General features: G+C 30.2%; 22 protein-coding genes. 5 read left to right on the top strand and 17 right to left on the bottom strand.

The features are described 5' to 3' along the window. Positions 1–33: 33 nt before the first annotated feature. From FBF20_RS02010 to lgt, 9 genes are all read right to left on the bottom strand, one after another. The gene (locus FBF20_RS02010; protein WP_002855617.1) at positions 34–1,755 is read right to left on the bottom strand and encodes a GMC family oxidoreductase; all 1,722 of its coding nucleotides are present in this window, start codon (positions 1,753–1,755) and stop codon (positions 34–36) included. Between the two features lies 1 nt (position 1,756). After that, positions 1,757–2,485: a gluconate 2-dehydrogenase subunit 3 family protein gene (locus FBF20_RS02005; protein ID WP_002875091.1), complete on the bottom strand. Its 729-nt coding sequence runs from the start codon at positions 2,483–2,485 to the stop codon at positions 1,757–1,759. A 135-nt stretch (positions 2,486–2,620) separates the two neighbouring features. Continuing rightward, a complete protein-coding gene (locus FBF20_RS02000) occupies positions 2,621–3,325 on the bottom strand; it encodes a tetratricopeptide repeat protein (RefSeq protein ID WP_168952595.1) in 705 nt (234 codons plus the stop codon). Next, positions 3,325–5,154, bottom strand: a complete 1,830-nt coding sequence (locus tag FBF20_RS01995) for a dynamin family protein (protein ID WP_002875093.1) — start codon at positions 5,152–5,154, stop codon at positions 3,325–3,327. The genes FBF20_RS02000 and FBF20_RS01995 overlap by 1 nt, the downstream gene beginning before the upstream one ends. Further along, positions 5,144–7,330 carry a dynamin family protein gene (locus FBF20_RS01990; protein ID WP_002889904.1) on the bottom strand — a complete coding sequence of 729 codons (2,187 nt, stop codon included), beginning with the start codon at positions 7,328–7,330 and terminating at the stop codon, positions 5,144–5,146. Before FBF20_RS01990 ends, FBF20_RS01995 begins: the two co-directional genes overlap by 11 nt. 27 nt (positions 7,331–7,357) lie before the next feature. Beyond that, positions 7,358–8,083: a fumarate reductase iron-sulfur subunit gene (locus FBF20_RS01985; protein ID WP_002854302.1), complete on the bottom strand. Its 726-nt coding sequence runs from the start codon at positions 8,081–8,083 to the stop codon at positions 7,358–7,360. Beyond that, entirely contained in the window at positions 8,076–10,067 is a 1,992-nt protein-coding gene (locus FBF20_RS01980; RefSeq protein WP_002854193.1) for a fumarate reductase flavoprotein subunit, read from the bottom strand. The genes FBF20_RS01985 and FBF20_RS01980 overlap by 8 nt, the downstream gene beginning before the upstream one ends. Then, complete coding sequence (locus FBF20_RS01975) at positions 10,051–10,833, bottom strand: fumarate reductase cytochrome b subunit (RefSeq protein WP_002854660.1); 783 nt, start codon at positions 10,831–10,833, stop codon at positions 10,051–10,053. Before FBF20_RS01975 ends, FBF20_RS01980 begins: the two co-directional genes overlap by 17 nt. Positions 10,834–10,902: 69 nt before the next feature. Beyond that, entirely contained in the window at positions 10,903–11,718 is an 816-nt protein-coding gene (gene lgt / locus FBF20_RS01970) for a prolipoprotein diacylglyceryl transferase (RefSeq protein WP_002854600.1), read from the bottom strand. Positions 11,719–11,807: 89 nt separating this feature from the next. On the opposite strand from lgt, the gene FBF20_RS01965 reads away from it, so the two are divergent. Continuing rightward, on the top strand, positions 11,808–12,707 hold the full coding sequence (locus FBF20_RS01965) for a membrane lipoprotein lipid attachment site-containing protein (RefSeq protein ID WP_168952594.1): 900 nt from the start codon (positions 11,808–11,810) through the stop codon (positions 12,705–12,707). Between the two features lie 74 nt (positions 12,708–12,781). Here the strand turns inward: FBF20_RS01965 and FBF20_RS01960 are convergent, their stop codons facing one another. The 8 genes from FBF20_RS01960 to gatC all read right to left on the bottom strand — a co-directional run bounded on the left by FBF20_RS01960 (position 12,782) and on the right by gatC (position 19,096). Beyond that, on the bottom strand, positions 12,782–13,570 hold the full coding sequence (locus FBF20_RS01960; RefSeq protein WP_002858718.1) for a shikimate dehydrogenase: 789 nt from the start codon (positions 13,568–13,570) through the stop codon (positions 12,782–12,784). Then, positions 13,567–14,403, bottom strand: a complete 837-nt coding sequence (locus FBF20_RS01955; RefSeq protein ID WP_002864776.1) for an SPOR domain-containing protein — start codon at positions 14,401–14,403, stop codon at positions 13,567–13,569. The genes FBF20_RS01960 and FBF20_RS01955 overlap by 4 nt, the downstream gene beginning before the upstream one ends. 13 nt (positions 14,404–14,416) lie before the next feature. Continuing rightward, entirely contained in the window at positions 14,417–14,962 is a 546-nt protein-coding gene (locus tag FBF20_RS01950) for a DUF1882 domain-containing protein (protein WP_002859481.1), read from the bottom strand. Continuing rightward, positions 14,959–16,203, bottom strand: coding sequence for a serine hydroxymethyltransferase (locus tag FBF20_RS01945; RefSeq protein WP_002858710.1), 1,245 nt, complete (start codon positions 16,201–16,203; stop codon positions 14,959–14,961). The genes FBF20_RS01950 and FBF20_RS01945 overlap by 4 nt, the downstream gene beginning before the upstream one ends. Further along, entirely contained in the window at positions 16,200–17,705 is a 1,506-nt protein-coding gene (lysS, locus tag FBF20_RS01940; RefSeq protein ID WP_002858694.1) for a lysine--tRNA ligase, read from the bottom strand. Before lysS ends, FBF20_RS01945 begins: the two co-directional genes overlap by 4 nt. Next, complete coding sequence (locus FBF20_RS01935; RefSeq protein WP_002854230.1) at positions 17,706–18,179, bottom strand: Fur family transcriptional regulator; 474 nt, start codon at positions 18,177–18,179, stop codon at positions 17,706–17,708. A gap of 1 nt (position 18,180) precedes the next feature. Continuing rightward, positions 18,181–18,744: a CvpA family protein gene (locus tag FBF20_RS01930; RefSeq protein WP_002858643.1), complete on the bottom strand. Its 564-nt coding sequence runs from the start codon at positions 18,742–18,744 to the stop codon at positions 18,181–18,183. Positions 18,745–18,811: 67 nt separating this feature from the next. Continuing rightward, positions 18,812–19,096: an Asp-tRNA(Asn)/Glu-tRNA(Gln) amidotransferase subunit GatC gene (gatC, locus tag FBF20_RS01925; RefSeq protein WP_002858734.1), complete on the bottom strand. Its 285-nt coding sequence runs from the start codon at positions 19,094–19,096 to the stop codon at positions 18,812–18,814. 143 nt (positions 19,097–19,239) lie between these two features. Between gatC and FBF20_RS01920 the strand changes: the two genes are divergently transcribed. From FBF20_RS01920 to FBF20_RS01905, 4 genes are read left to right on the top strand one after another with little or no spacing between them, the layout of a single operon-like run. Continuing rightward, positions 19,240–19,818 (top strand): hypothetical protein, encoded by a 579-nt coding sequence (locus tag FBF20_RS01920; RefSeq protein WP_002851102.1) that lies wholly within the window; start codon positions 19,240–19,242, stop codon positions 19,816–19,818. Next, positions 19,815–20,813, top strand: coding sequence for a lipoprotein (locus tag FBF20_RS01915; RefSeq protein ID WP_002858656.1), 999 nt, complete (start codon positions 19,815–19,817; stop codon positions 20,811–20,813). The genes FBF20_RS01920 and FBF20_RS01915 overlap by 4 nt, the downstream gene beginning before the upstream one ends. Further along, a complete protein-coding gene (locus tag FBF20_RS01910; RefSeq protein WP_002858698.1) occupies positions 20,810–21,100 on the top strand; it encodes a hypothetical protein in 291 nt (96 codons plus the stop codon). The genes FBF20_RS01915 and FBF20_RS01910 overlap by 4 nt, the downstream gene beginning before the upstream one ends. After that, positions 21,087–21,716 carry a type III pantothenate kinase gene (locus tag FBF20_RS01905; RefSeq protein ID WP_002864777.1) on the top strand — a complete coding sequence of 210 codons (630 nt, stop codon included), beginning with the start codon at positions 21,087–21,089 and terminating at the stop codon, positions 21,714–21,716. Before FBF20_RS01910 ends, FBF20_RS01905 begins: the two co-directional genes overlap by 14 nt. Positions 21,717–21,753 lie beyond the last annotated feature (37 nt).

Raw genomic sequence — 21,753 nt, 5'->3', positions numbered from 1 at the left:
TCTTGAGAGTTTTCAAAAACTCTCAAGTTATTATCAAGCTAAGCTTTTTCCACTTTTATGATATTTTAAAATACCTTCAGCACAGCGATAAGCCAAAGCTCCCACAGTATCAGTTGGATTATATCCACTATTGTGTTGGAAATTTCCTGCTCCTACAACAAAAAGATTATCCGCATCCCAGTGTTGTAAATAAGTATTAACCACACTAGTTTCTCTATCTGCACCCATTGTTGTTCCACCTGTGTTATGAGTAGATTGATAAGGCACAACGCTATAATCCTTAAGATAAGCGCCTTTTTTGATTGATTTTACTCCTTGCATTCTTTTTGCTACCTCAGCTGTTTTATCTGTAATAAATTTATGCAAAGCTCTATCTTGATCGGTGAAATTATAAGTTAAGCGTAAAAGTGGCATACCAAAAGCATCTTTATAAGTTGGATCAAGACTTAAATAATTATTCTTATGAGGCAAAGAAGCACCTTGTCCTGCTACGGTAATAGCTCTTGTGAAATTATAGTTTAATGCTTTTTTAAATTCAGCACCCCAAGTTGGAGCTCCTGCTGGAAGTTGGGCTGATTGTATAGGGCGAGTTCCAAGCTGAACGCTATAAATCATAGCTCCATGAAGGAATTTTTCCTTAGAATGATCAAAATTATCTCCGTTAAAATCATCACTCGTAGTTCCTAAAGCACCTGAACCCATGAAGGTGTTAAATTGCTCATCAAAGAAAGCTGTTGTACCCATGTTCATTTGATAACAATAATTTCTACCTAAAGTTCCTTTACCTGTTTTTGGATCGTATTGCTCACCTATGTTGCTTACCATTAAAAGCTTAGCATTGTTAAACATATAACTTGTAAGCACAACTATATCAGCAGGTTGAATATACTCTTTCATCGTTCTAGTATCGACAAATTTTACCCCCATTACTTTTCCGTCTTTTTTAAGAATTTGCGTTACATTGCTATAAGTGCGTATAGTGTATTTACCTGTGCTCATAGCCTTTGGAATTACTGTGTTTAAAGGACTTGCTTTTGCGCCATACTCACAACCAAAACGCTCACAATACGCACAGTATTGACAAGGAGCTAAATCTTGACCATCAGGGTTTGTATAGCCACCTTTAGAATTTGAAGCTGGCAAACGATAAGTGTGTAAATTTGAACTTTTTGCTGCACTTTCAAATCGTTTAAGCATTTTAGTATTTTCAAGAGGTTCTTGTGGATAAGGACTGGATCTAAAAGCTCCCATTTTTTCCGCTAAAGGATTTGGCTCACCTGATACCCCACAGGTTTTTTCAAATCTATCATAATAAGGCTCCATATCCTTATAAGTCACGCCCCAATCTTGCAAGGTATAATCATTACCTAATTTATTACCATATCTTTGTTTGCTTAGGGTTTGAATTTCAAAGTCATAAGGCATAAACCTAAAAGTCCAACCATTCCAATGCACCCCTGCACCGCCAACATTATTACCCAATAAAAACGAACCCATTTTACGATAAGGTAAGGCTAAACCACTAGGATCATGGCGAAAAGTCACAGTGTCTTTTGAGCAATCTTGCATCAAACCATAATTAATCCCATATCTCCACTCATCATGGATAAAATTAAAATTTTCAGTACTTTGCATATGTCCGCGTTCTAAACTAAGTACATTCAAACCTGCTTTAGTAAGCTCTGCGGCCACTATACCTCCAGTCCATCCTGCTCCAACTGTTACTACATCTACTTTTTTTAATACTTCAGCCATTTTAATTCTCCATATCTGCTAAACCCATAGGTTCAATGTTAAAAAATTCATCACTTGCAATTTTATCCACATAGCTCATTTGTGCGCCTGGATATTGCATCATTCTCCAACCATTTTTATTATCATTTCCGCCATAAATTGGATCAGCTAAAACTCCAGCTACTGTCATATCTCTTAAAAGTGTGAAAAAATAAGAAGATTTAAAACCTGTAGTTTGAATTTTTCCTTTTTCAAAATCACTTAAAATTTTATCCTGATCTCCACCTTTAAGCAAAGAAAAAGATTTTTTATAACGCTTTTGAGCATTTTCTTCAAGAGCACGCACACCTTCTAAAAAAATATCTTTGCGTTGCATAGGAGTTTGATAGCCTTGTTCAGCTTTACCCTCAATGAAAGGTCCTTGCATATATTCTCTATCATTATAACCATAAGCACTAGCTAGCTGATTATCGATAAAATAAGGCACGCCTAAACCTATAGCTCCTTCTCCTTGCTCATCTTTAGGATAAATTCTTTCACAGGCTGCACTTAAGGTATCAAATTCAGTTTGAGTTTGAAAAAACATTCTACCTCTAACTTTATTTGATTTCCCTTGTGAAGCTTGATGCGAATGCGTAAATTCTGCTGCCTTTAAAACAGCACCGCCACCTATAGTGCTAGCTGCTACTACAGAACCACCTAGAAGCCCTAGTTTAAAAAAGCTTCTGCGATCAATAATATTGTCTTGCATTACTTCTCCTTGATAATAATTTAAACAAGACTATATTAGTCCTATTAATATAAATTTAACTTTAAAAAGCGATAAATTTTGTGTTATTCTTAATTTTATTTAAGTATATCTTTGAAAGTAATGAAAATAGAACTTTTAATAAAGCTCTATATCTTTAGAATTAAGTTCTTTATAAGCTGCACAAGCTTCTTGATGTTTTTGATCACAAGCCATACCAAAATATCTTTTTGCCTTTGTTAGATCTTGTTTTTCTAGTTGATTATAGCGTCCTAGCAAATAACAAGCCTCACCAAAACCTAAAGTGCAAGATTTAGAATAAAAAGCAAGAGCAGATTTTACACTTGCTTTAACAAGCTCTCCTTTATCATATAAAGATCCTAACTGATAACAAGCTCTTGCATTTTTTAAGTCACAAGATCTTTTATAAAAACTTGAGGCCATTTGTCCATCTTTTTCTTTTTTATAAAATAAAGCTATATTATTACAACTTAACGATTCTCCTAAAGTGCAAGCTTTATTAAAAGCCAAAAGAGCTTCATTTTTATAACCTTGATTTTGCAAAAGCAAAGCCATATTAGAACACGCATTTGCTAAACCTAATTTGCAAGCTTTATCATAAAATTTATAAACTTGATTTAAATCCTTACTCACGCCCTTAGCACTTTCATGCATAAAAGCTAAAGAAAAACAAGCTTTAGAAATATCTTTTTCACAAAGATTCTTAAAAATTTCATAAGCTTTATCAAATTTATTTGCCTCGTAAAGTTTTAAACCCTCTTCTAGCTCACTTAATGCAAATAATGAATTAAAAAATAAAAATAAAGTTAAAAATATTCTCATTAATCTTCCTTTATACTTTCTCTAACATTTAAAATCTGTGCTCTTCTTTTTCGAAGTTCTGCTTTTTTAAGATCTAAAAATTTACTTTTTTCTTGGATTAAAATTTGACTTTGTTCTAAAAAATTTTTTGCAATTTTTGTCAAAATAGGTTTATTAATAAGCAAAGCTTCAAACTCATAAACATTTAATTCATTTAAAACTCTTTCATAAATTTCACTTTTTTTAGGATAAAAAAGTACAAATTCAGAACTATCAAGCTCATAAAGAACACGACTTTCATTGATTTTACGACTAAAAAATGCAAGGCTTAGTTTCGTAGCATTTTCATAATTTGTAAAAGCCTTAAGATTTAATTTTTCAAAAAATAAATCAAGCTCTAAAATACTTCTAAATAAAAGCTCCTTAAAATCTTTCAAAAAGTACTCATCACTTGCATTGCAAAAAGCTCTTAATTCACTAAAATTTTTATCACTTTGGAAAATGTGATCTTTTTGTATGTTTGAAAATTCTGCTTTAAAAAGCAAAATTTCTCTCTCAAGTATGTTTATAAAATCTTTTAATTTCATCTTGATTTCTTCAAAAGATTTATAAAGTTCATTTTTGATTTTTTTAAACTCTTTACTCATTACATCACTATTGTAAAACATCGCCAAAAAAGCATCGTCGCTTGAAATATAAGGCACTTTATAATCATATCTTGTGTATAAATCTTTCTTTAAAAATCCTTTGCTTTCTTTGTAAAAATAAGCATCTTTTTCCTTAACACTTGCAAAAATTTCACTAGAAATTCTTTCGCTAATGCTTTTAAGCTGTTCTAAAATCTGATGATTTAAAATTTCAATCTCTTTTAAAAAATTTTCATACGCTAAAAGTAAATGCTTTTCATAACTTTGAAATTGATTTAATAAACGATCAAAAATACCTACAAAAAGTTGGTTTTCATCTTCTAAAATTTCGCATAAATTTAAAATTTTTCTTTTAACAAATTTTTCTTTTAAAGCTGTTGTATCTAGCTGAGTTAAAAAATCAAGCAAAGATTGAAAATTAGATTTTTCATAGCTTTGCTCATCTTTAGCTTCTTTGCAAGAAATGGCAATAAGCTCATCAAAATATTTTAAAAATACACTTTTTGCATAATTTAAAACATTATCTAGCTCTTCTGTGTTTAATTTATCTTTTTGATTTAATACACAAATGCTATTTTCTCCTAAAAGTTCTAAATTTGCTTTTATGGCATCTTCTTCACTTTTTTTGCCTGCATTATCAATCAAACTTAACCAAATCGCTCCATGAATATTTTTAAGCTCATCAAGAGTTGTTAAAGTATCATTTTCATTTGCATTTAAACCCGGAGTATCTACAAGAGTGATTTTTTCAAGTAAAGGAATAGGTGCAAAAATATGCAAACTTTTTGCTTGTTTTACTTCATTTCTTTGATCCGTATAAAAGGCTAATTTTTCTATATTTGTGATAATATCACTTCTATCTTCAAATTCTACTCTTAAAAAATATTCTTTTGCATAGCGTAAAAAAGTAGGTTTAAAAGTAACAGGAACAACACCCGTAGGCAAACAATCACACCCCAAGATCAAATTTAGTAAACTTGATTTACCACTTGAAAACTGCCCTATAATAGCGATATTAACATTCTTATCCAAAGAAAATACAAGCTCTTTTAATTCATTTTCTAAAGCATAACTTGCATGCATAAAAGGCTCATTAAGTTCCTTGCAAAGCTCTTGAATACGCCCTTTAAAACTATCATCAAAACTCACACTATAAGTATTTTCATAGGCTTTTATAAAATCATTTAAAAGATTAATCTGCATTTAAAAGCCCCATTTCAAGTTGTTTTAATTTTTCAATTTTTTCTAAATTTTCTTCAAAAGAATTTAAAATATTAATATCTTGATTTTTCAGACTCTGTAAAACTTTTTCAAGACTTTCTAATTTTGATTTTTGATTTTTTTCATAATGTTTTAATTTATCATTTAAAAACTCAAAAAATGCTCCATTGATATTTAAAGAATTTAAAATTTCGCTCATTTTAAATTCTTTAAAAGTATCAAAAATAACCATATCTAAATTCGTTTCAAGCTCATATAAATCTGATTTTAAATTGCTTAATTTTTCAATTTTCAATCTTAAAAGTGCAAATTTTTCACTTTGAAAAATACTATCTATATTTTTTGAAATTCCATCTTTAAAACCTTCAAAACCATTATCAAAATCATCTTTTAAAAAATCATATTTTAAAGACAAATTTGTTTTAAGCTCCTCGATTTTTTTAATATTTTCAAATTTAATTTCTCTTAAAATATCATTAATCCCATCTTTTGTAGTAATATCAACTATATTTAAAATACGAGAAAGATTAAGCTTTTGTGCATTATTTTTTAAATATTTAAACTCATCTATCAAGCGTTCTTTTAATTTTTTAGCCAAAAGTAAAACAAGATTATCTATACCATTATCTATATTTTTAAGTTTTACAATGGAATTTGAAATTTCATCTTGTGCTTCTTTTAATAAGATATTTTGCTTTTGAAGTTCAAGTAAAAGCTTTTGATTTTCTTCACTTACACCTTGTTTATTCTCCTTAATAAGACGATTTTGCATTTCATATTTGCTTAGAATATTTTTAAGTTCCAAATGTAATTCTTTTTTGTAAGCTCTTAAGGCAATCTTGCTTTTTTCTCCTGCATAAAGCTCGTTAAAAAGATAGTTTTCAAATTCTTGCATACCACTTTTTTGCAAACTTTCCTTAGGTGCTAAACCCTTATAAAAATCACTTGCCATTTTAGCACTCACACATAAAAAATCAATCTTTTCAACCAAATTTTCATCTAAATCCACAAGTCTTGATTTTAAGCTTTCTTTGGTATAAACAATGACTTCTTCTAAATCCTTTTTGCTTAACAAATCCGCTTTAGTTAAAACAATTAAAAACTTACTCAGCCTTGAATTTAAAAGACAATGCACTAAAAAGTCTGCATCTTTTTGAGTTAAGCTTTGAGAAGCATTCATTAAATGAATTAAAAAATCACTTTCTCTAAGATACTCATTTGTAACAATTTCTCTTTGAACTACAACATCATCAAGCCCTGGAGTATCAACTATGGAAATATTATTTTTTAAAAAATCTAAATGACTTTTAATTTCTATTTTTTTAATTAAAGCTGAAATTTTATTTTTAGCTGAACTGAAATTTTTAAGTTCACAAAGTGCGATATTTTGTATTAAAGGTTTATCCTTGATAAAATCCTCTATATTTACACTCTTATCCAGCTTGTCAATAAATTCTTTTAAATCTGCATTAAAGTGCGAACTTTCAAGTATATTTTGCCATTCTTTTTTATCCCAAAAATATATCTTTGCTTCTTCACTCTTACCATAGCTTAATACTGTTAAATTAGCTGTTTCAGGTATGTTTGAAACCCCTAAAAAATCTTCTTTTAAAAGAGCATTTAAAAGGCTTGATTTTCCTGCATTCATCACGCCAGTGATGGCTATATTAAACTCTAAATTTTGAAATTTTTCCAAAGTTTTTTGAAGTCTTGATTTTAAATTTTCATCAAAACTTAGCTTTTGAAGCTCTAAATTAATGGTGTTTAATTCTTTAAAATCATTTTGAAATAAAGCTTTTTGATCTATACTTTGAACTTTTTCTTGTGAAATAAAATCAAGCATTTCGGTATTTTTTGAAATTTTTTCTAAAATTTTTAGAGCCTTAAGCAAATCTTGCTTTGAAATAAAGCCTGATTTAAAAAAATTTAAAATACAAATTTGAGCATTTTGTATACTAAAAATATCCACTCTTAAATCAATTTTTTTGCAAAGCTCTTGAAATTCTTTTAAGAGAAAATATCTTTCATAATTGTCTTTATTGACACTTAAAATAATCGCGCACTCGGCCGTATTAAGTTTGTTTTTATCTTGAAATTTAGCATCAAAATTTAAAAATTGAAGTTCATTTTGCCAAATTTTTTGGAATAATTCTTTCATAATCTTCCCCTTAAAAAGGGGAAAGATTTATTTATTTCTTTGAGCGACAAGTTGTCTTCTCATGTAAGCGATTTTACTTTGTAAAGGTAATTCTTTAGGACAATTATCTTCGCAAGCAAGCAATGACATACAACCAAAAACACCATCATCATCGCCCACTAATTCATAAAAATCTTCCACACTTCTATGGTCATGCGGATCTTGTAAATATCTAGCTGTTCTTAAAAGTCCTGTAGCAGCTATGAAATTTGGACGCATAAGTTTAGTTGCACAAGAAGCTACACAAATTCCACACTCTATACAACGATCAAGTTCAAAAGTTTCATCCGCAACCTCCGGCTCAATACGTTCTTCAAGTTTAGAAATATCAGTTTCTTTTTCGTTATGCACCCAGCTTTCAACGCGTTTACACATGTCTTCAAACCACTCTCCTGTATTCACGCTTAAATCTTTAATATGTCTAAATGCGGGCATAGGCATAAGCTCTATCACTCCATCAGGATAATCTTTAGTCAAAGTTTTACAAGCAAGTTTTGGCACTCCATTAATCATCATCGCACAAGATCCACAAATCCCTGCACGACAAACAAAGTCAAAACTCAGATCCGCATCCATTTTTTCACGAATCAAAGTCAAACATACAAAAACCGTCATAAAAGGAGTTTCTTCAAGCTCGTAAGTCACAAAATGTGGTTTAGAAATTTTGCTTAAAGGATTATATTTAAATGCCTTTATTGTCAATTTTCTACTCATAATCAACTCCTATTCTTTGGTTTGGTGCTTTATATTTAGCTTGTAATTCATAAGGCATTAAAGCGTTTTGAATTTCATAACGACCTTTGCCTTCAGCTTCCATTTTTTCACGTATTGCATCCACTTCAGCTTGGCGTTTTTCACTTAAAGGATTTTCTATAATATTTCCTTTGGCTCCGTATCCACGGAATGCTGGTGGAATTTCCATTTTCATAATATCAAGCTCTTCGTATTCTATGCGTGGTAAGGTTTCGCCTTCTACCCAAAAAGTATTGGTTCTTTTCATCCAATTTAAATCATCTCTTTTTGGATAATCTTCCCTATAATGCGCTCCACGACTTTCTGTTCTTAAAAGCGCTCCATAAGCTACGCAAAGTGCTATTTTTAACATTCTTGGCACTCTATACGCTTCTTCAAGCTCTGGATTTGCACAATCAAGTTCTTTACAATGTACTTTAACGTCTTGAGAATCTTTATAAAGTTTTTCAAGTTCATCTACTGCTTCTTTCAAACCTTCACCTGTTCTAAAGATGGCCACCTTATCCCACATGATTTCTTTCATTCTGTTTTTGATTTCAAAAACATTATGTTTACCTTCTTTATCTACTAAAGATTTTAAATATTGATACTCTTTAGTTAAGAAGTCTTTTACTACATTTGTGTCAATTACTTCACCATTATTTTTACAATAATCTGCAAAATAATCTCCCACTATCATACCTGCTACAACAGTTTCAGCACATGAATTTCCACCTAAACGATTAAATCCGTGCATATCCCAGCAAGCTGCTTCTCCACAAGCAAAAAGTCCGTTTAACCATTGACTTTCACCCGTTGGTTTAGTTCTAATTCCACCCATAGAATAATGCTGCATTGGAAGAACTGGCGCCCAACCTTTTGGACCCTCATCTGCTGGATCAATACCATTAAAAGTTTTACAAATATCTTGTACATCGCGGAGATTTTTTTCCACATGAGCTCTTCCAAGTATAGAAATATCAAGCCATAAATGATCCCCATAAGGGCTTTTTACACCTTTGCCTTTACGAATATGTTCCATCATTCTACGACTTACCACATCACGGCTTGCAAGTTCTTTTTTCTCTGGTTCATAATCAGGCATAAAACGATATCCATCCACATCGCGTAAAATTCCACCATCACCACGACAGCCCTCAGTAAGCAAAATACCGCTTGGCACAATAGGAGTTGGATGAAATTGCACTGCTTCCATATTTGAAAGTCTGCAAAGCCCTGTTTCAAGAGCGATGGCTGCACCTGTTCCTTCACAAATTACCGCATTTGTAGTTTGTTTATAAATTCTACCATAGCCCCCTGTTGCTATCATGGTTCCTCTTGCAATATAAGCAATGAGTTGTCCATTAGTTAAATCTCTAGCGATCACACCTAAGCATTTTTTACCATCATGGATAATTCTTACTGCTTCCATTCTATCAATAATTTTTACTTGATGTTTAATAGCTTCATTTGCTACACCATAAAGCATACAATGCCCTGTTGCATCTGCGATATAGCAAGTTCTCCATTTTTTAGTTCCACCAAAATCTCTAGCATTAATAAGCCCGTGCGCTTCTTCTTTTTCTTCAATCACAGTTTTTTGTGCATTGATTACAACAGTTCTTGGACCTTTAGTAACTCTAGTCCAAGGCACACCCCAAGCCGCAAGCTCACGCACTGCTTTTGGCGCAGTTTGAGCAAACATTCTTGCTACTTCTTGATCACAGCCCCAATCACTTCCTTTTACTGTATCTGCAAAGTGAAGATCTTCATTATCACCCTCACCTTTTGCCCCATTTGCTAAACTTGCCTGCATACCTCCTTGCACCGCTGCAGAGTGAGAACGCTTCACTGGACAAATACTTAAAAGTGTTACACTTTGGCCACTCTTTGCTACTTCAATAGCCGCTCTAAGACCTGCTAATCCTCCGCCTATTACTAAAGCATCACTATATTGTATATTCATAATTTGCTCCATTGTAGTTTTTTATCATCGCAGTAGTTTGGGTTTGATTTTGGTAGTTTTCATAACCTATTTTTATAAATGCTGCAAGACTTAACACACCTAAAACTAGGAAGAAAATACTGATTATCCATTTAGCAGTTTTAAGCTTTTTGCGACTTTCTTTTACATTTTTTCCTTCAAACCAACCCCATTTAACACAAAGTCTATAAAGCCCTATACTTCCATGAAGTTCAACACAGACTAAAAGAACAGCATAAAAAAGCCACATAAAATGACTTACAACCCTATCTCCTGACATATCGCCGCTGATTTTATCTGCATTGGTTACAATAAAAATAAGATGAGCAGAACCTAAGAAAAACATAATAAAACCTGTAAAAGCTTGAACCCACCATAACGAAGTATCGCTGTGATTCATTTTTTTACTGTGTGTTCTTAGTATTTGATACTGACGGTAATTAATAGGAAATTTTCTCATTGCAAGTAAAGCATGAACGAAAAAAACCACTAAAACACAGGCGGCTAAAAATGAAGTAAGATAACTCATAACAGGATTATCGTAAACAAATTTTAATTCTAAAAAATGCACTACAGAATTAAAAAAATCCTCACTGACTAAAATTGTAGAAACAAAAAGCATATGCACCCACATAAAAAGACCTAAAAAAAGCCCTGAAGCACTTTGGATAAAGTCTAATTTCGCAGGCATTTTACTTTTTTTGCCCTCAATGCTCTTACCCAAATAACCTTCGATAAGCTCACGCATCTTTACTCCTTTGTAAAAAGAAATTAAAAAAAATCCATTTCATTATATTACAAAAGTCTTTAAGATAGATTAAATATTTACTTTTTTAAACTTTATACAAATATAAACTAACAAAGCTGTTATAAACATTATAAAACTTAAAATTTGCCCCATACTCATACCCCATAAAACAAAACCTATACCAAAATCAGGCTCGCGATAAAATTCACATATAAATCTTGCCAATGAATAAGCACCAGCATACACAAGAATCAATTCCCCTTGAAAGCTTTGCTTAAATCTTGCTAAATAAACTATAATAAAAACAACAATACCTTCTAAAAATGCTTCATAAAGTTGCGATGGATGGCGCAATACTCCATCAACATAAATTCCCCAAGGCACATTTGTAATGCGACCAAAAAGCTCTTGATTTAAAAAATTTCCTATACGACCAAAAACATAAGCCAATGGAACACTTAAAGCAACCAAATCAAGAAAAATCCAAGGATTTGTTTTATATTTTTTACAAAACAATAAAGTAGCTATCAAAAATCCTATAATTGCTCCATGATAACTCATACCTCGAATACCTACAAATTCACCATTAATATAAGGATTAAAAATTTGCCAAGGATGAGTAATATAATACATAGTATTTGCATCATAAATCAAAATATATCCAAGTCTTGCACCTAAAATAACCCCTATTTCAACCCATATAAAATAACTATCCAAATGTTTTTCATTAATGTCTAGTTGAAATTTTCTTACAAAAAATTTAGCCAAAAGCAAAGCCAAAAGCAAAGCTATAACATACATAATGCCATACCAATGCACCTTTAAACCAAAGATGCTAAAAGCTATAACATTAAAATTTGAATAAATATGCTGCCAAAATTCCATATATCTTTCCTAATTTTCTTTTATAAAAATATAACAAAAAAACTTTAACTTGCTATAATTAACACAAACACATTAAATAAAGGTAAAAAATGAAAAAATATATTTTACTTGCTAGTAGTATGTTAATTTTAGCAGCTTGTGGGGGTACAAGTAGTAATTTTGTCAATGTTTCTATGCCAAATTTTAAACCCCAAGTTCCAACAAAGGTTGAACCTATTGATTCTGGAGTAAGCATTGCTCTTGTGCCTATTAATATAGAACAAAATAACAATTATTCTGATTATTTTGAAAATTCAGTGCTTAAAATTCGCATAGAAAAAGAAATTGATCTTTTAAAACAAAATTTAGAAGAGCAGATCAAAACCATCGCTCAACTAAAAGGCTATAAAATAGTTACTACTAATCCAGACTACACTCTTAAAAGTTCAATCAGTATTTATACGGAAGAAAAAAATGTACAAAAAACAAACAATTTTATGAGTGGAGATTATGTAAAATCCAATTTAGGTATAAATTTTAAAGGTAAAATAGATTTTATAGATGCACACAATCCACAAAATTCAACCAATCTTTCAAGTAGCACTAAACTAGATTCTTTAGTTGCGCTTAACTATCCTATTAAAAATGATGATGGGGTTAATATGTTTAAAACTACTATCTCTACCGTACCAACTCAACTCAATAAAGGTTTAGAGCAACCTGCTTTTGAAATTGATAAAAGTTTTTTAGCTTTTTATAAAAATACATTAAATACACTTTATAACAATCTACCAAAAGCAACAGACATAGGCAAAACTATACCTAATACAAACAGTGGTTTTAATAGTTTTGATGGCGATGCTACCTTTGAAGAAAGCTTACCTCAAACAAATTCTAATCAAAATAATACAATTGAAAACGCGCCTACACAAAATATTCCTACAAATCCATCTTCAACAAATCAAAATAATCAAAGTAAAAATCAAGATGGGGTAGAAATATTTGAATGATAAAACTTGTGGGAAAATTAAACTTTCTCACACAAAAAATAAGATTTTCTTATACAAGAAAAATAACTATCATTCTACTTTAAAATCAATGCCTGTTGCATTGCATTTTTTATCATCTCTCTTTTATCTTGTATTTCAAAAAAAAGTTCAAAAGCAAAAACTCCTTGCCATAAAAGCATATCAAGTCCATCTTTAATTTTTAAATGATACTCTTTACACAATCTATAAAAAGGTGTTTCTCTGCCATAAATTACCTCAAAAGCAAATTTAGCTTTAGGTAAAATTCTATCTAAAAGCTCCCTATCACAAGGTAAATTTTCATCTTTTAATCCAGCAGAAGTTGAATTTATAACCAAATCAAAGTCAAAATCTTGCAAGTTTTTATAAAGATAAGTTGGATAAGCTAAAAAATCTTTAAATCTTTCTTTACTACGATTAGCTATATACACTTCTACGCCTTTTTGTTTTAATGCATAAGCAAGCGCCAAAGCTGTACCTCCAGCACCCAAAATCAAAGCTTTTTTTATATTATCAAAATCCTTAATAGCTTCTAAAAAACCTAAAGCATCAGTATTATAAGCGTAAATTTTATCTTCTTTTAAGCATAAAGTATTTGCAGAGCCAATATTTCTAGCAAAATCATCCTTCACATCAGCAATATCTAAAGCTTTTTCCTTAAAAGGCAAAGTAATATTAGCTCCACTAAGTCCTAATTTAAAAAAATCTTCTCTTAAACAGTTAGCATTTCTTAAATGATAGCGTGTATAAATGCTATCAAGCCCTAAGGCTTTAATAGCATTATTATGCATTCTAGGCGATTTAGAGTGAGAAATAGGATCGCCTATAACTGCTAAAAATTTCATTTTAAAGTAAAAGAAAAAGCATCTTTTGCAATATCCTTACGGATTTTAGCAAGTTCTGCTGCAATATCTGCCTTTTCAAATGGTCCTATTAAAACCTTGGTAATTTCTTTACTTCCAACTGTAGTTTTATAAAGTTTATAATCATAACCTTTTTGCTTTACAGAAGCAAGTTCTTTTGATTTTTGATCCAAATTACTTACTGAGAAAATTTGCACATAAATACCCGATGCTAAACCACTTGGATGTACAGGTTTAGCATCAACATTTTTAAATAAATCATTTGCATTTTGTTCTTTTTTAGGGGTTTGTTTTGCACTTTCTTTTTCTTTTTTTACAGCTGTTTGTTTTTTTGCTTCTTCTTTAGATTTTGCAGTTTGTGTTACTTCTTGTTTAGGAGTACTTGCTTGTGGAGTGGTATTTGCTGAAGTAGTTGCTGTTGGTTCTGCTGGAACTTCTTGATCAGGCATAGCAAAATTTGTAGTATCATTGTTATTTGAACTAGAGGTTGTTGTATTTTGAGTTGTATTTTGTTCATCTTGAAATTGTTTTCTTAATGCCTCAAATTGATCTTCTGCTGAAGTATTATCTGTAATTGGCATACTTTCAAAAGAAGTATCATTGTTATTGTCTTGAGTTGCTATAGGTTCACTTGGCAATACACTTTGATTTTGCGTATTTTCATCACCACTACCATTAATAAGCTTCATAACTATCATGATAGCTAAAAACAAAATAACTAAAGCAATAACTCGTAAAAGAATTTTTTTTACTTTTTCACTTTTATTACTTTTTTCTAAAATAATATCATCAAATTCATTTTTTTGATTTTCCATAATTTGTCCTTTCTTACATATGCTTAGACCAAGAACTTCCTCGTTCTTTTTGATAAACCTCATAAGGCAATATTAAAATATTAAATTCCCTAGGTACATCCATGCTAGGAAACACCTTCCATTCTACTGGCATTTTACTTGCAAACATCATTGAAAGTTTAGACGCTAAAGAATAACCTTCGTTTAACGCCGTGTGTCCTTTGTGAATATAAAGATGTAAATGTCCTGGAGTTTTAGTCTTATAGGCTGTGAAATTTATAAAACCTTCTTCTCTTAAAATAAGTTGTGCACGGTGATAAAATCTTTCAGCATTAAAACCATTATAATCAAAGACAATATTTTCTACTTTATTATCTTTTGTTATTAAATCATGAGCGACAACAATTTTTTTAGCAGCGTGTTCTCTCATGACATTTAAATTTAAAGGAGCATCAACTCTTTCAAATTTATCAAAAAATAAGCGACCTCTATGTGTAATTTTATTTACAATTTTATCGCGTCTTATATAATAATGATCGCCAATTATTTTAATTAGCGACATATCCATTGGTGAAATCAAAACATAGCCCTTTCATAAATAATAAAATTACTTGCAAGTTTTTTTAATTCTTGTTTAATATTCTCTTGTAATTTTTCATTATTAACATCATCTAAAATATCTGCAATATAATTTGACACAATTTCCATTTCTTTTTCTTTAAAACCTCTGGCAGTAAGGGCTGGAGTTCCAAGTCTTAATCCACTTGTGATAAAAGGACTTCTAATCTCTCCTGGAACGGTATTTTTATTTGCAGTAATACCTGCATTTCCAAGAGCTAAATCTGCATCTTTTCCACTAAATTCACGATCTAAAAAACTCATTAAAACAAGGTGATTATCCGTTCCATCGCTAACAAGTTTAAATTTTCTATCCATTAAAACATTAGCTAAAACTTGAGCATTAGTTCTTACTTGTTTTGCATAAACTTTCCACTCATCGCTAAGATTAAATTTAAATCCTACTGCTTTTGCAGCAATTACATGCATCAAAGGACCACCTTGAATACCTGGAAAAATGGCAGAATTAATTTTTTTAGCAAGCTCTTCATCATTTGTCATAATAATACCACCTCTTGGGCCACGCAAAGTTTTATGTGTAGTTGAGCTTACTACATGAGCGTATGGAAAAGGACTTGGATGCTCACCTGCCACAACAAGACCTGCAATATGTGCTATATCAGCAAAAAGATAGGCACCTATTTCATCAGCAATTTCTCTAAATTTAGCAAAATCAATCACTCTTGCATAAGCACTAGCTCCACAAACTATAAGTTTTGGTTTTTCTTTTTTAGCAATTTCTCTTACTTTTTCATAATCAATTCTTCCATCAAGTTCTACGCCGTAAAAACAGCTTTCATACATTTTGCCCGAAGAACTTACTTTTGCACCATGAGTTAAATGTCCGCCATGACTTAAATCCATTCCTAAAATTTTATCACCTGGATTAATCAAAGCCGCATAAACACCTTGATTAGCTTGAGAACCTGAATTAGGCTGAACATTAGCAAATTTACAATTAAAAAGTTTTTTACATCTTTCAATAGCTAGAGTTTCAATCTCATCAACAAATTCACAACCACCATAATATCTTTTACCCGGATAACCTTCTGCGTATTTGTTTGTCAAGATACTTCCCATAACTTCCATTACTTCAGGTAAAGTGAAATTTTCACTCGCTATCATTTCAAGACCTTCACATTGACGCTCTAACTCTTTGTTTGTTAAATCAAAAATTTCTTTATCAAACATTTCTAAACTCATTCTTTCTCCTTTAGTTCTGATTTTAATGGACGCATTGCAGGAAACAATATCACATCACGAATGGATTTTTTATTTGTCAAAAGCATAACAAGTCTATCTATACCTATGCCCTGCCCTGCCGTTGGAGGCATTCCATAACCCAAAGCATTTACAAAATCTTCATCCATTTCACAAGCCTCTTCATCGCCTGCATTTTTAGCTTCAATTTGTTTTAAAAATCTCTCATATTGATCAAGAGGATCATTAAGCTCATTAAAACCATTTGCCAATTCTCTTCCGCAAATAAACAACTCAAATCTCTCAGCAATCTGAGAATCCTCATCGCTACGTCTTGATAAAGGACTTATGGAAATAGGAAAATCAATCACAAAAGTAGGATTGATCAATTTTTCTTCCACATAATTGTCAAAAAGTTCAGCTTGCAAATGTCCAAGTTCAAGCTTTTCATTCGCTTCAAAACCATCTGCTTTTAATTTAGTAAGAATTTTTTCCTTATCTTCGATTAAATCCCTATCTAAACCACCATACTTACAAAGTGCGTCTTTATAGGTTATTCTTTCAAAAGGTTTAGAAAAATTTATCATTTTTCCATCAAATTCTATTGTTTTTCCTAAATTAAGTTTATCCAAAAGTAAAGCAAAAAGTTCTTCGGTTAAATCCATTAAATCTTTATAATTATGATAGGCCCAATAAAATTCTATAGTTGTAAATTCGGGATTATGAGTTAAATCCATACCTTCGTTTCTAAAACAACGATTGATTTCAAAAACCGCCTCAAAACCACCTACTATAAGTCTTTTAAGATAAAGTTCTGGAGCAATTCTTAAAAATCTTTCTACGCCTAAAGAATTATGAAAAGTTACAAAAGGCTTAGCGTTTGCTCCACCTGCAATCGGATGCATCATAGGAGTTTCTACTTCTAAAAAGCCTTTATTTTCAAAAAAATGACGGATTAAACTCACCACTTTAGAACGCACTAAAAAATCTTTTCTAACTTCGACATTCATTATCATATCAACATAACGTTTACGATATCTTTGCTCAATATCTGTTAATCCATGATATTTTTCAGGTAAAGGAACAATAGCTTTTGTAGCGAGTTTTACTTCACTTGCATGTAAACTAAACTCACCTGTTTTAGTTACAAAAGGAAAACCTTTAACCAAAACAATATCACCCACCTCTAAATTCTTTTTTAAAATCGTATAAAGCTCTTCGCCTACGCTATCTTTACTAAAATAAATTTGTAAATTTGTATCCTCATCTTCAATGTTTGCAAAAATCGATTTCCCAGCTATACGCAAAAGTTTCAAACGTCCTGCAACAACAGCATTGACACTTTCATCTCTTTTTTCAACTTGCTCTAAAATATAAGAAAATTTATCCTTAAAAGTCTTTAAAGACATTTCTTTTTCTAAAAAATGAGGATAAGGATTGATCCCTAAATTTTTTAATTCCTTAGCTTTTTCTATTCTTTGCTGCTCTAAAATATTATCAAACATTTATATTTTTACCTTTGCTTTTTGATTATTACAATCACCACAAACACCATAAAGCTGCATCAAATGCCCTGTAAGTTTAAAACCATGTTCTTTTGCAATCAAGGCTTGCTGTCTTTCTATAATAGGATTTTCAAATTCTATAATTTTTCCGCAATTTTTACATATCATATGATCATGGTGAGGTTTATTGGCAAGCTCGTATTTTTTACCTGCTGAACCAAAAGAAATGGAAGTTACCATTTCTGCTTCTTCAAGCAAATTTAAAGTACGATAAACAGTTGCAATTCCTACATTTAAATCAGGTTCAGCTTGTTTGATTTCCATATATAAACTTTCGGGTGTGTAATGAGTATCACTGTGATAAAGAGTTTTTAAAAGCACTTCTCTTTGCTTAGTATATTTAAGTCCGCCTTGTCTTAATATTTTTTTAAATCTCTCAAGTAAAACATCATATTCCACATTTTCTATCAGCATATCACTCCCCTTTTTGAGTATTGTTTAAATCACTTACAATATCTTGCAACTTTTCACTAGCATGATCTAGACTATTTTCTGTTAAAGGTTGATTCATAATAAAAGATCCAGTTTCTTTAAGCAAATTCAAAGTATAGCTATTTTTAGCAAAATTATCTAATTTATCATTTAAAAAATCGATTCTTGCTACACAAAAAACTAAAATTGCAAAAATTAAAAAGATTTTTGCCCCGCCAAATATAAAGCCACCAATACGATCTAAAAAACCTAGGCCACTTAATTTAATCAACTTAGAAAGAAAATTACCTGCCAACAAACAAGCTATCCAAAAAATAATTAATATGGCCAAAAATCCAGCAAATCCAGCTAAGCTTTGATTTTCTATCTTATAAAAAGTACTTTGTATAAATTCAGCTGCTTGAGTTGCATATTTTGAAGCAATAAAAACACCACCAATAATACCCAAAAGCCCAAAAATTTCTTTTATCAAACCATTGATAATACCCTTAAGCCCTAAAAGCAAGGTAAATCCTAAAATAAAAGCATCAAACCAATAAAAATTCATTTCAATCACTCTCTGATTTTTTTTGTTTTAAATTTATTCTACAAATAAGCACTAAATGCTAAGTTAATCATTCTATGATTTTAGGAACAACAAAAAAATGTTCTTGTTTTTTTGGAGCACAATCCAAAACCTCATCAATAACATTGCTATTTCTTATCTCATCAATCCTCAAAGGAGCTCCACCTTTTATAGTACTCACAGTAATCTCTTGGGAATCTAGATCAAGTTCGTTTAATTTTTCAACAAAATTCACAATTTCACTTAACTGTGCAATGGTTTCATTTCTGTTTTTTGTTATTTGTAAAGCACTTAATTTTTCAAGCTTGCTTAATAATTTCTCATCTATTTGCATTTCTTAAACCTTAATAAAAAAGTTAAAATTTTGAAAATTATATCATAAAAAGCTTTAAATTGTTTAGGATATTTTGCAATTTATATGATACAATACTATAATTTTTCTATACAAAAATAAAAATATTTTTTCAAGGATAAATTTTGGGACTAAAAGATAATTTAAAAGCTGTTAAAAATGAACTTAACACAGAAGAACAATTTATAGAAAATTTTATCAAAGGAGAGAGATTTATACGCAAGTATAAATTTTATATATCTGCTGTTGTGATAATTTTAGTTGCTTGGTTTGCTGGAAATTTTATAATCTCAAAAATAAACGATTATAAAACAAAAGAAGCAAATGAAATTTATGCCAATCTAATACAAGATCCTAGCAATAAAAATCTTTTAGAACAACTTAAAAATAAAAATACCAATCTTTACGCTATCTTTTTACTAAAAGAAAATATTAATGATTTTAATAATACAACTCTCCAAAATGAACTAAAACAAATTTATAATAATGCTCAAACAAACACTTTACTTAAAAATATTATTGCATTATCTTTAGGGGATAAATCAATATTTTTAAAAAATTATGATAAATTATTAGAAGCTTACAAACTTTTAGAGCAAAATAAAATCGAAGAAGCTAATGTTTTACTTTCTCAGATAAAAGAAAATTCAAGTTTAAATCAAATAGCTAAAAACCTCAAACATTATCAAGGCATTACACAATGAAAAAAATATTTTTAACACTATTTTGTTTAATATTTCTATGTGCTTGTGGCACCAAAAGACAATATTTTGAACCAAAACAAACCGATGGAGATTTAAGTCATAATAGCAATTTAAAAAGTAAAATCGTTGATTGGAATCTAGTTTCTGCAAAACTTAGCAATAATACAACTATCTTAAAAAATAATATCTCCATAGACAAGTTTAAACTTCCTAAAAATTATATGCTTCTAGCTTATCAAGATGGGGAATATTTTACTGCAGATAATAATGGAAATTTAAAAATTTTTGACAATTCTTATAATGAAATTTATAATTTTCAATTTGACGCTAGTGTTGTAGGAGTAGCTTCTAATGGAGATGATTTAGCCCTTGTACTTGCAAACAATACTATAGTTCTTGCAAATCGTTCTTTGGGTATTAAATTCAGTCAAACCCTAACCTCAGCTCCAGCCCAAGACAGTCGTACCGCTAATCCTATATTTTTAGACAATATCATCGTTTATCCAACACTAGATGGTAAAATTTTAATTCTTTCAAGAAACAATCTTCAAATCATTAAAGATGTGGTTATTTCAGCAGAAAATTTTTTCAACAATGTAATCCATCTAAGTGTAATCGGAGATAAACTTATAGCAGCAACAGCTAAAAAAATCATTGTTGTAAGCCCTGCTAGAACTCTTTATCTTGACGCTGACATAAAAGATGTTGCACTTAGCGATGATGGTATTTTTATACTAGAAAAAGATGGCACTATTATTAAAACTGATTATAACTTAAGAAAAATTGCGGAAAAAAAATTTGAATTTGCTATTTTTGTAAAAAGCAATATATACAATAATTATTTATATATTTTTGAAAAAACAGGCTATCTTATCAAAATGAATCTGAATTTAGATAATGCACAAGTATTTAAACTTTCAGAAGCTGTTGATAAAATTTCTTTCATGGGAAATGGTAAATTTTACTACGGAGATAAAATTTTAGATTTGCTATGATAAAAATTTTAGAACAAACAATAAAGGCTTTAAAATTAAATTTAAAGCCCTATGACTTAAGTATGTTGACTAGAAAAAAAAGTTATATTTGTGCTAAAGATCAAAATAACATTCTTTTTATGTATACAGGAAAAACAAAATTTTTAATGAAAGATGCCTTATTTTTAGAAAATCTAGCACAGCAAATTAACATAAATAACAAATATTTTTTTAGTATGGCTTCTCTTTGCTCTAAAGCAAAAAATCATCTAGAAATGAAAGGATTTAATATCTATGTTGCTCTGTGATATTGGGAATTCAAATGCTAATTTCCTAGATGATAACAAATATTTTACTCTTAATATAGATCAGTTTTTAGAATTTAAAAATGAACAAAAAATTTTTTATATCAATGTCAATGAACATCTCAAAGAACATTTAAAAAATCAAAAAAATTTTATCAATCTTGAACCTTATTTTTTATTTGATACAATTTATCAAGGATTAGGAATCGATCGCATAGCAGCTTGTTATACTATTGAAGATGGAGTTGTTGTAGATGCAGGTAGTGCTATTACAATTGATATTATTTCTAATTCTATACATCTTGGTGGTTTTATCTTGCCAGGTATTGCAAATTATAAAAAAATTTATAGCCATATTTCACCACGATTAAAAAGTGAATTTAACACTCAAGTTAGTCTTGATGCATTCCCACAAAAAACCATGGATGCTTTAAGTTATGGTGTTTTTAAAGGAATTTACCTACTGATAAAAGATGCCGCTCAAAATAAAAAGCTTTATTTCACTGGTGGAGATGGGCAATTTTTAGCAAATTATTTCGATCACGCAATTTATGATAAACTTTTAATCTTTCGAGGAATGAAAAAGATTATAAAAGAAAATCCCAATTTACTTTATTAAAAATGTTACAAAAATTCTCATTAATATCAAACCTTAA

This window comes from Campylobacter sp. CFSAN093259 (assembly GCF_012889985.1).
GTDB classification, from domain to species: Bacteria; Campylobacterota; Campylobacteria; order Campylobacterales; family Campylobacteraceae; genus Campylobacter_D; species Campylobacter_D jejuni.
This window is presented reverse-complemented; position numbering and strand designations above follow the sequence as displayed.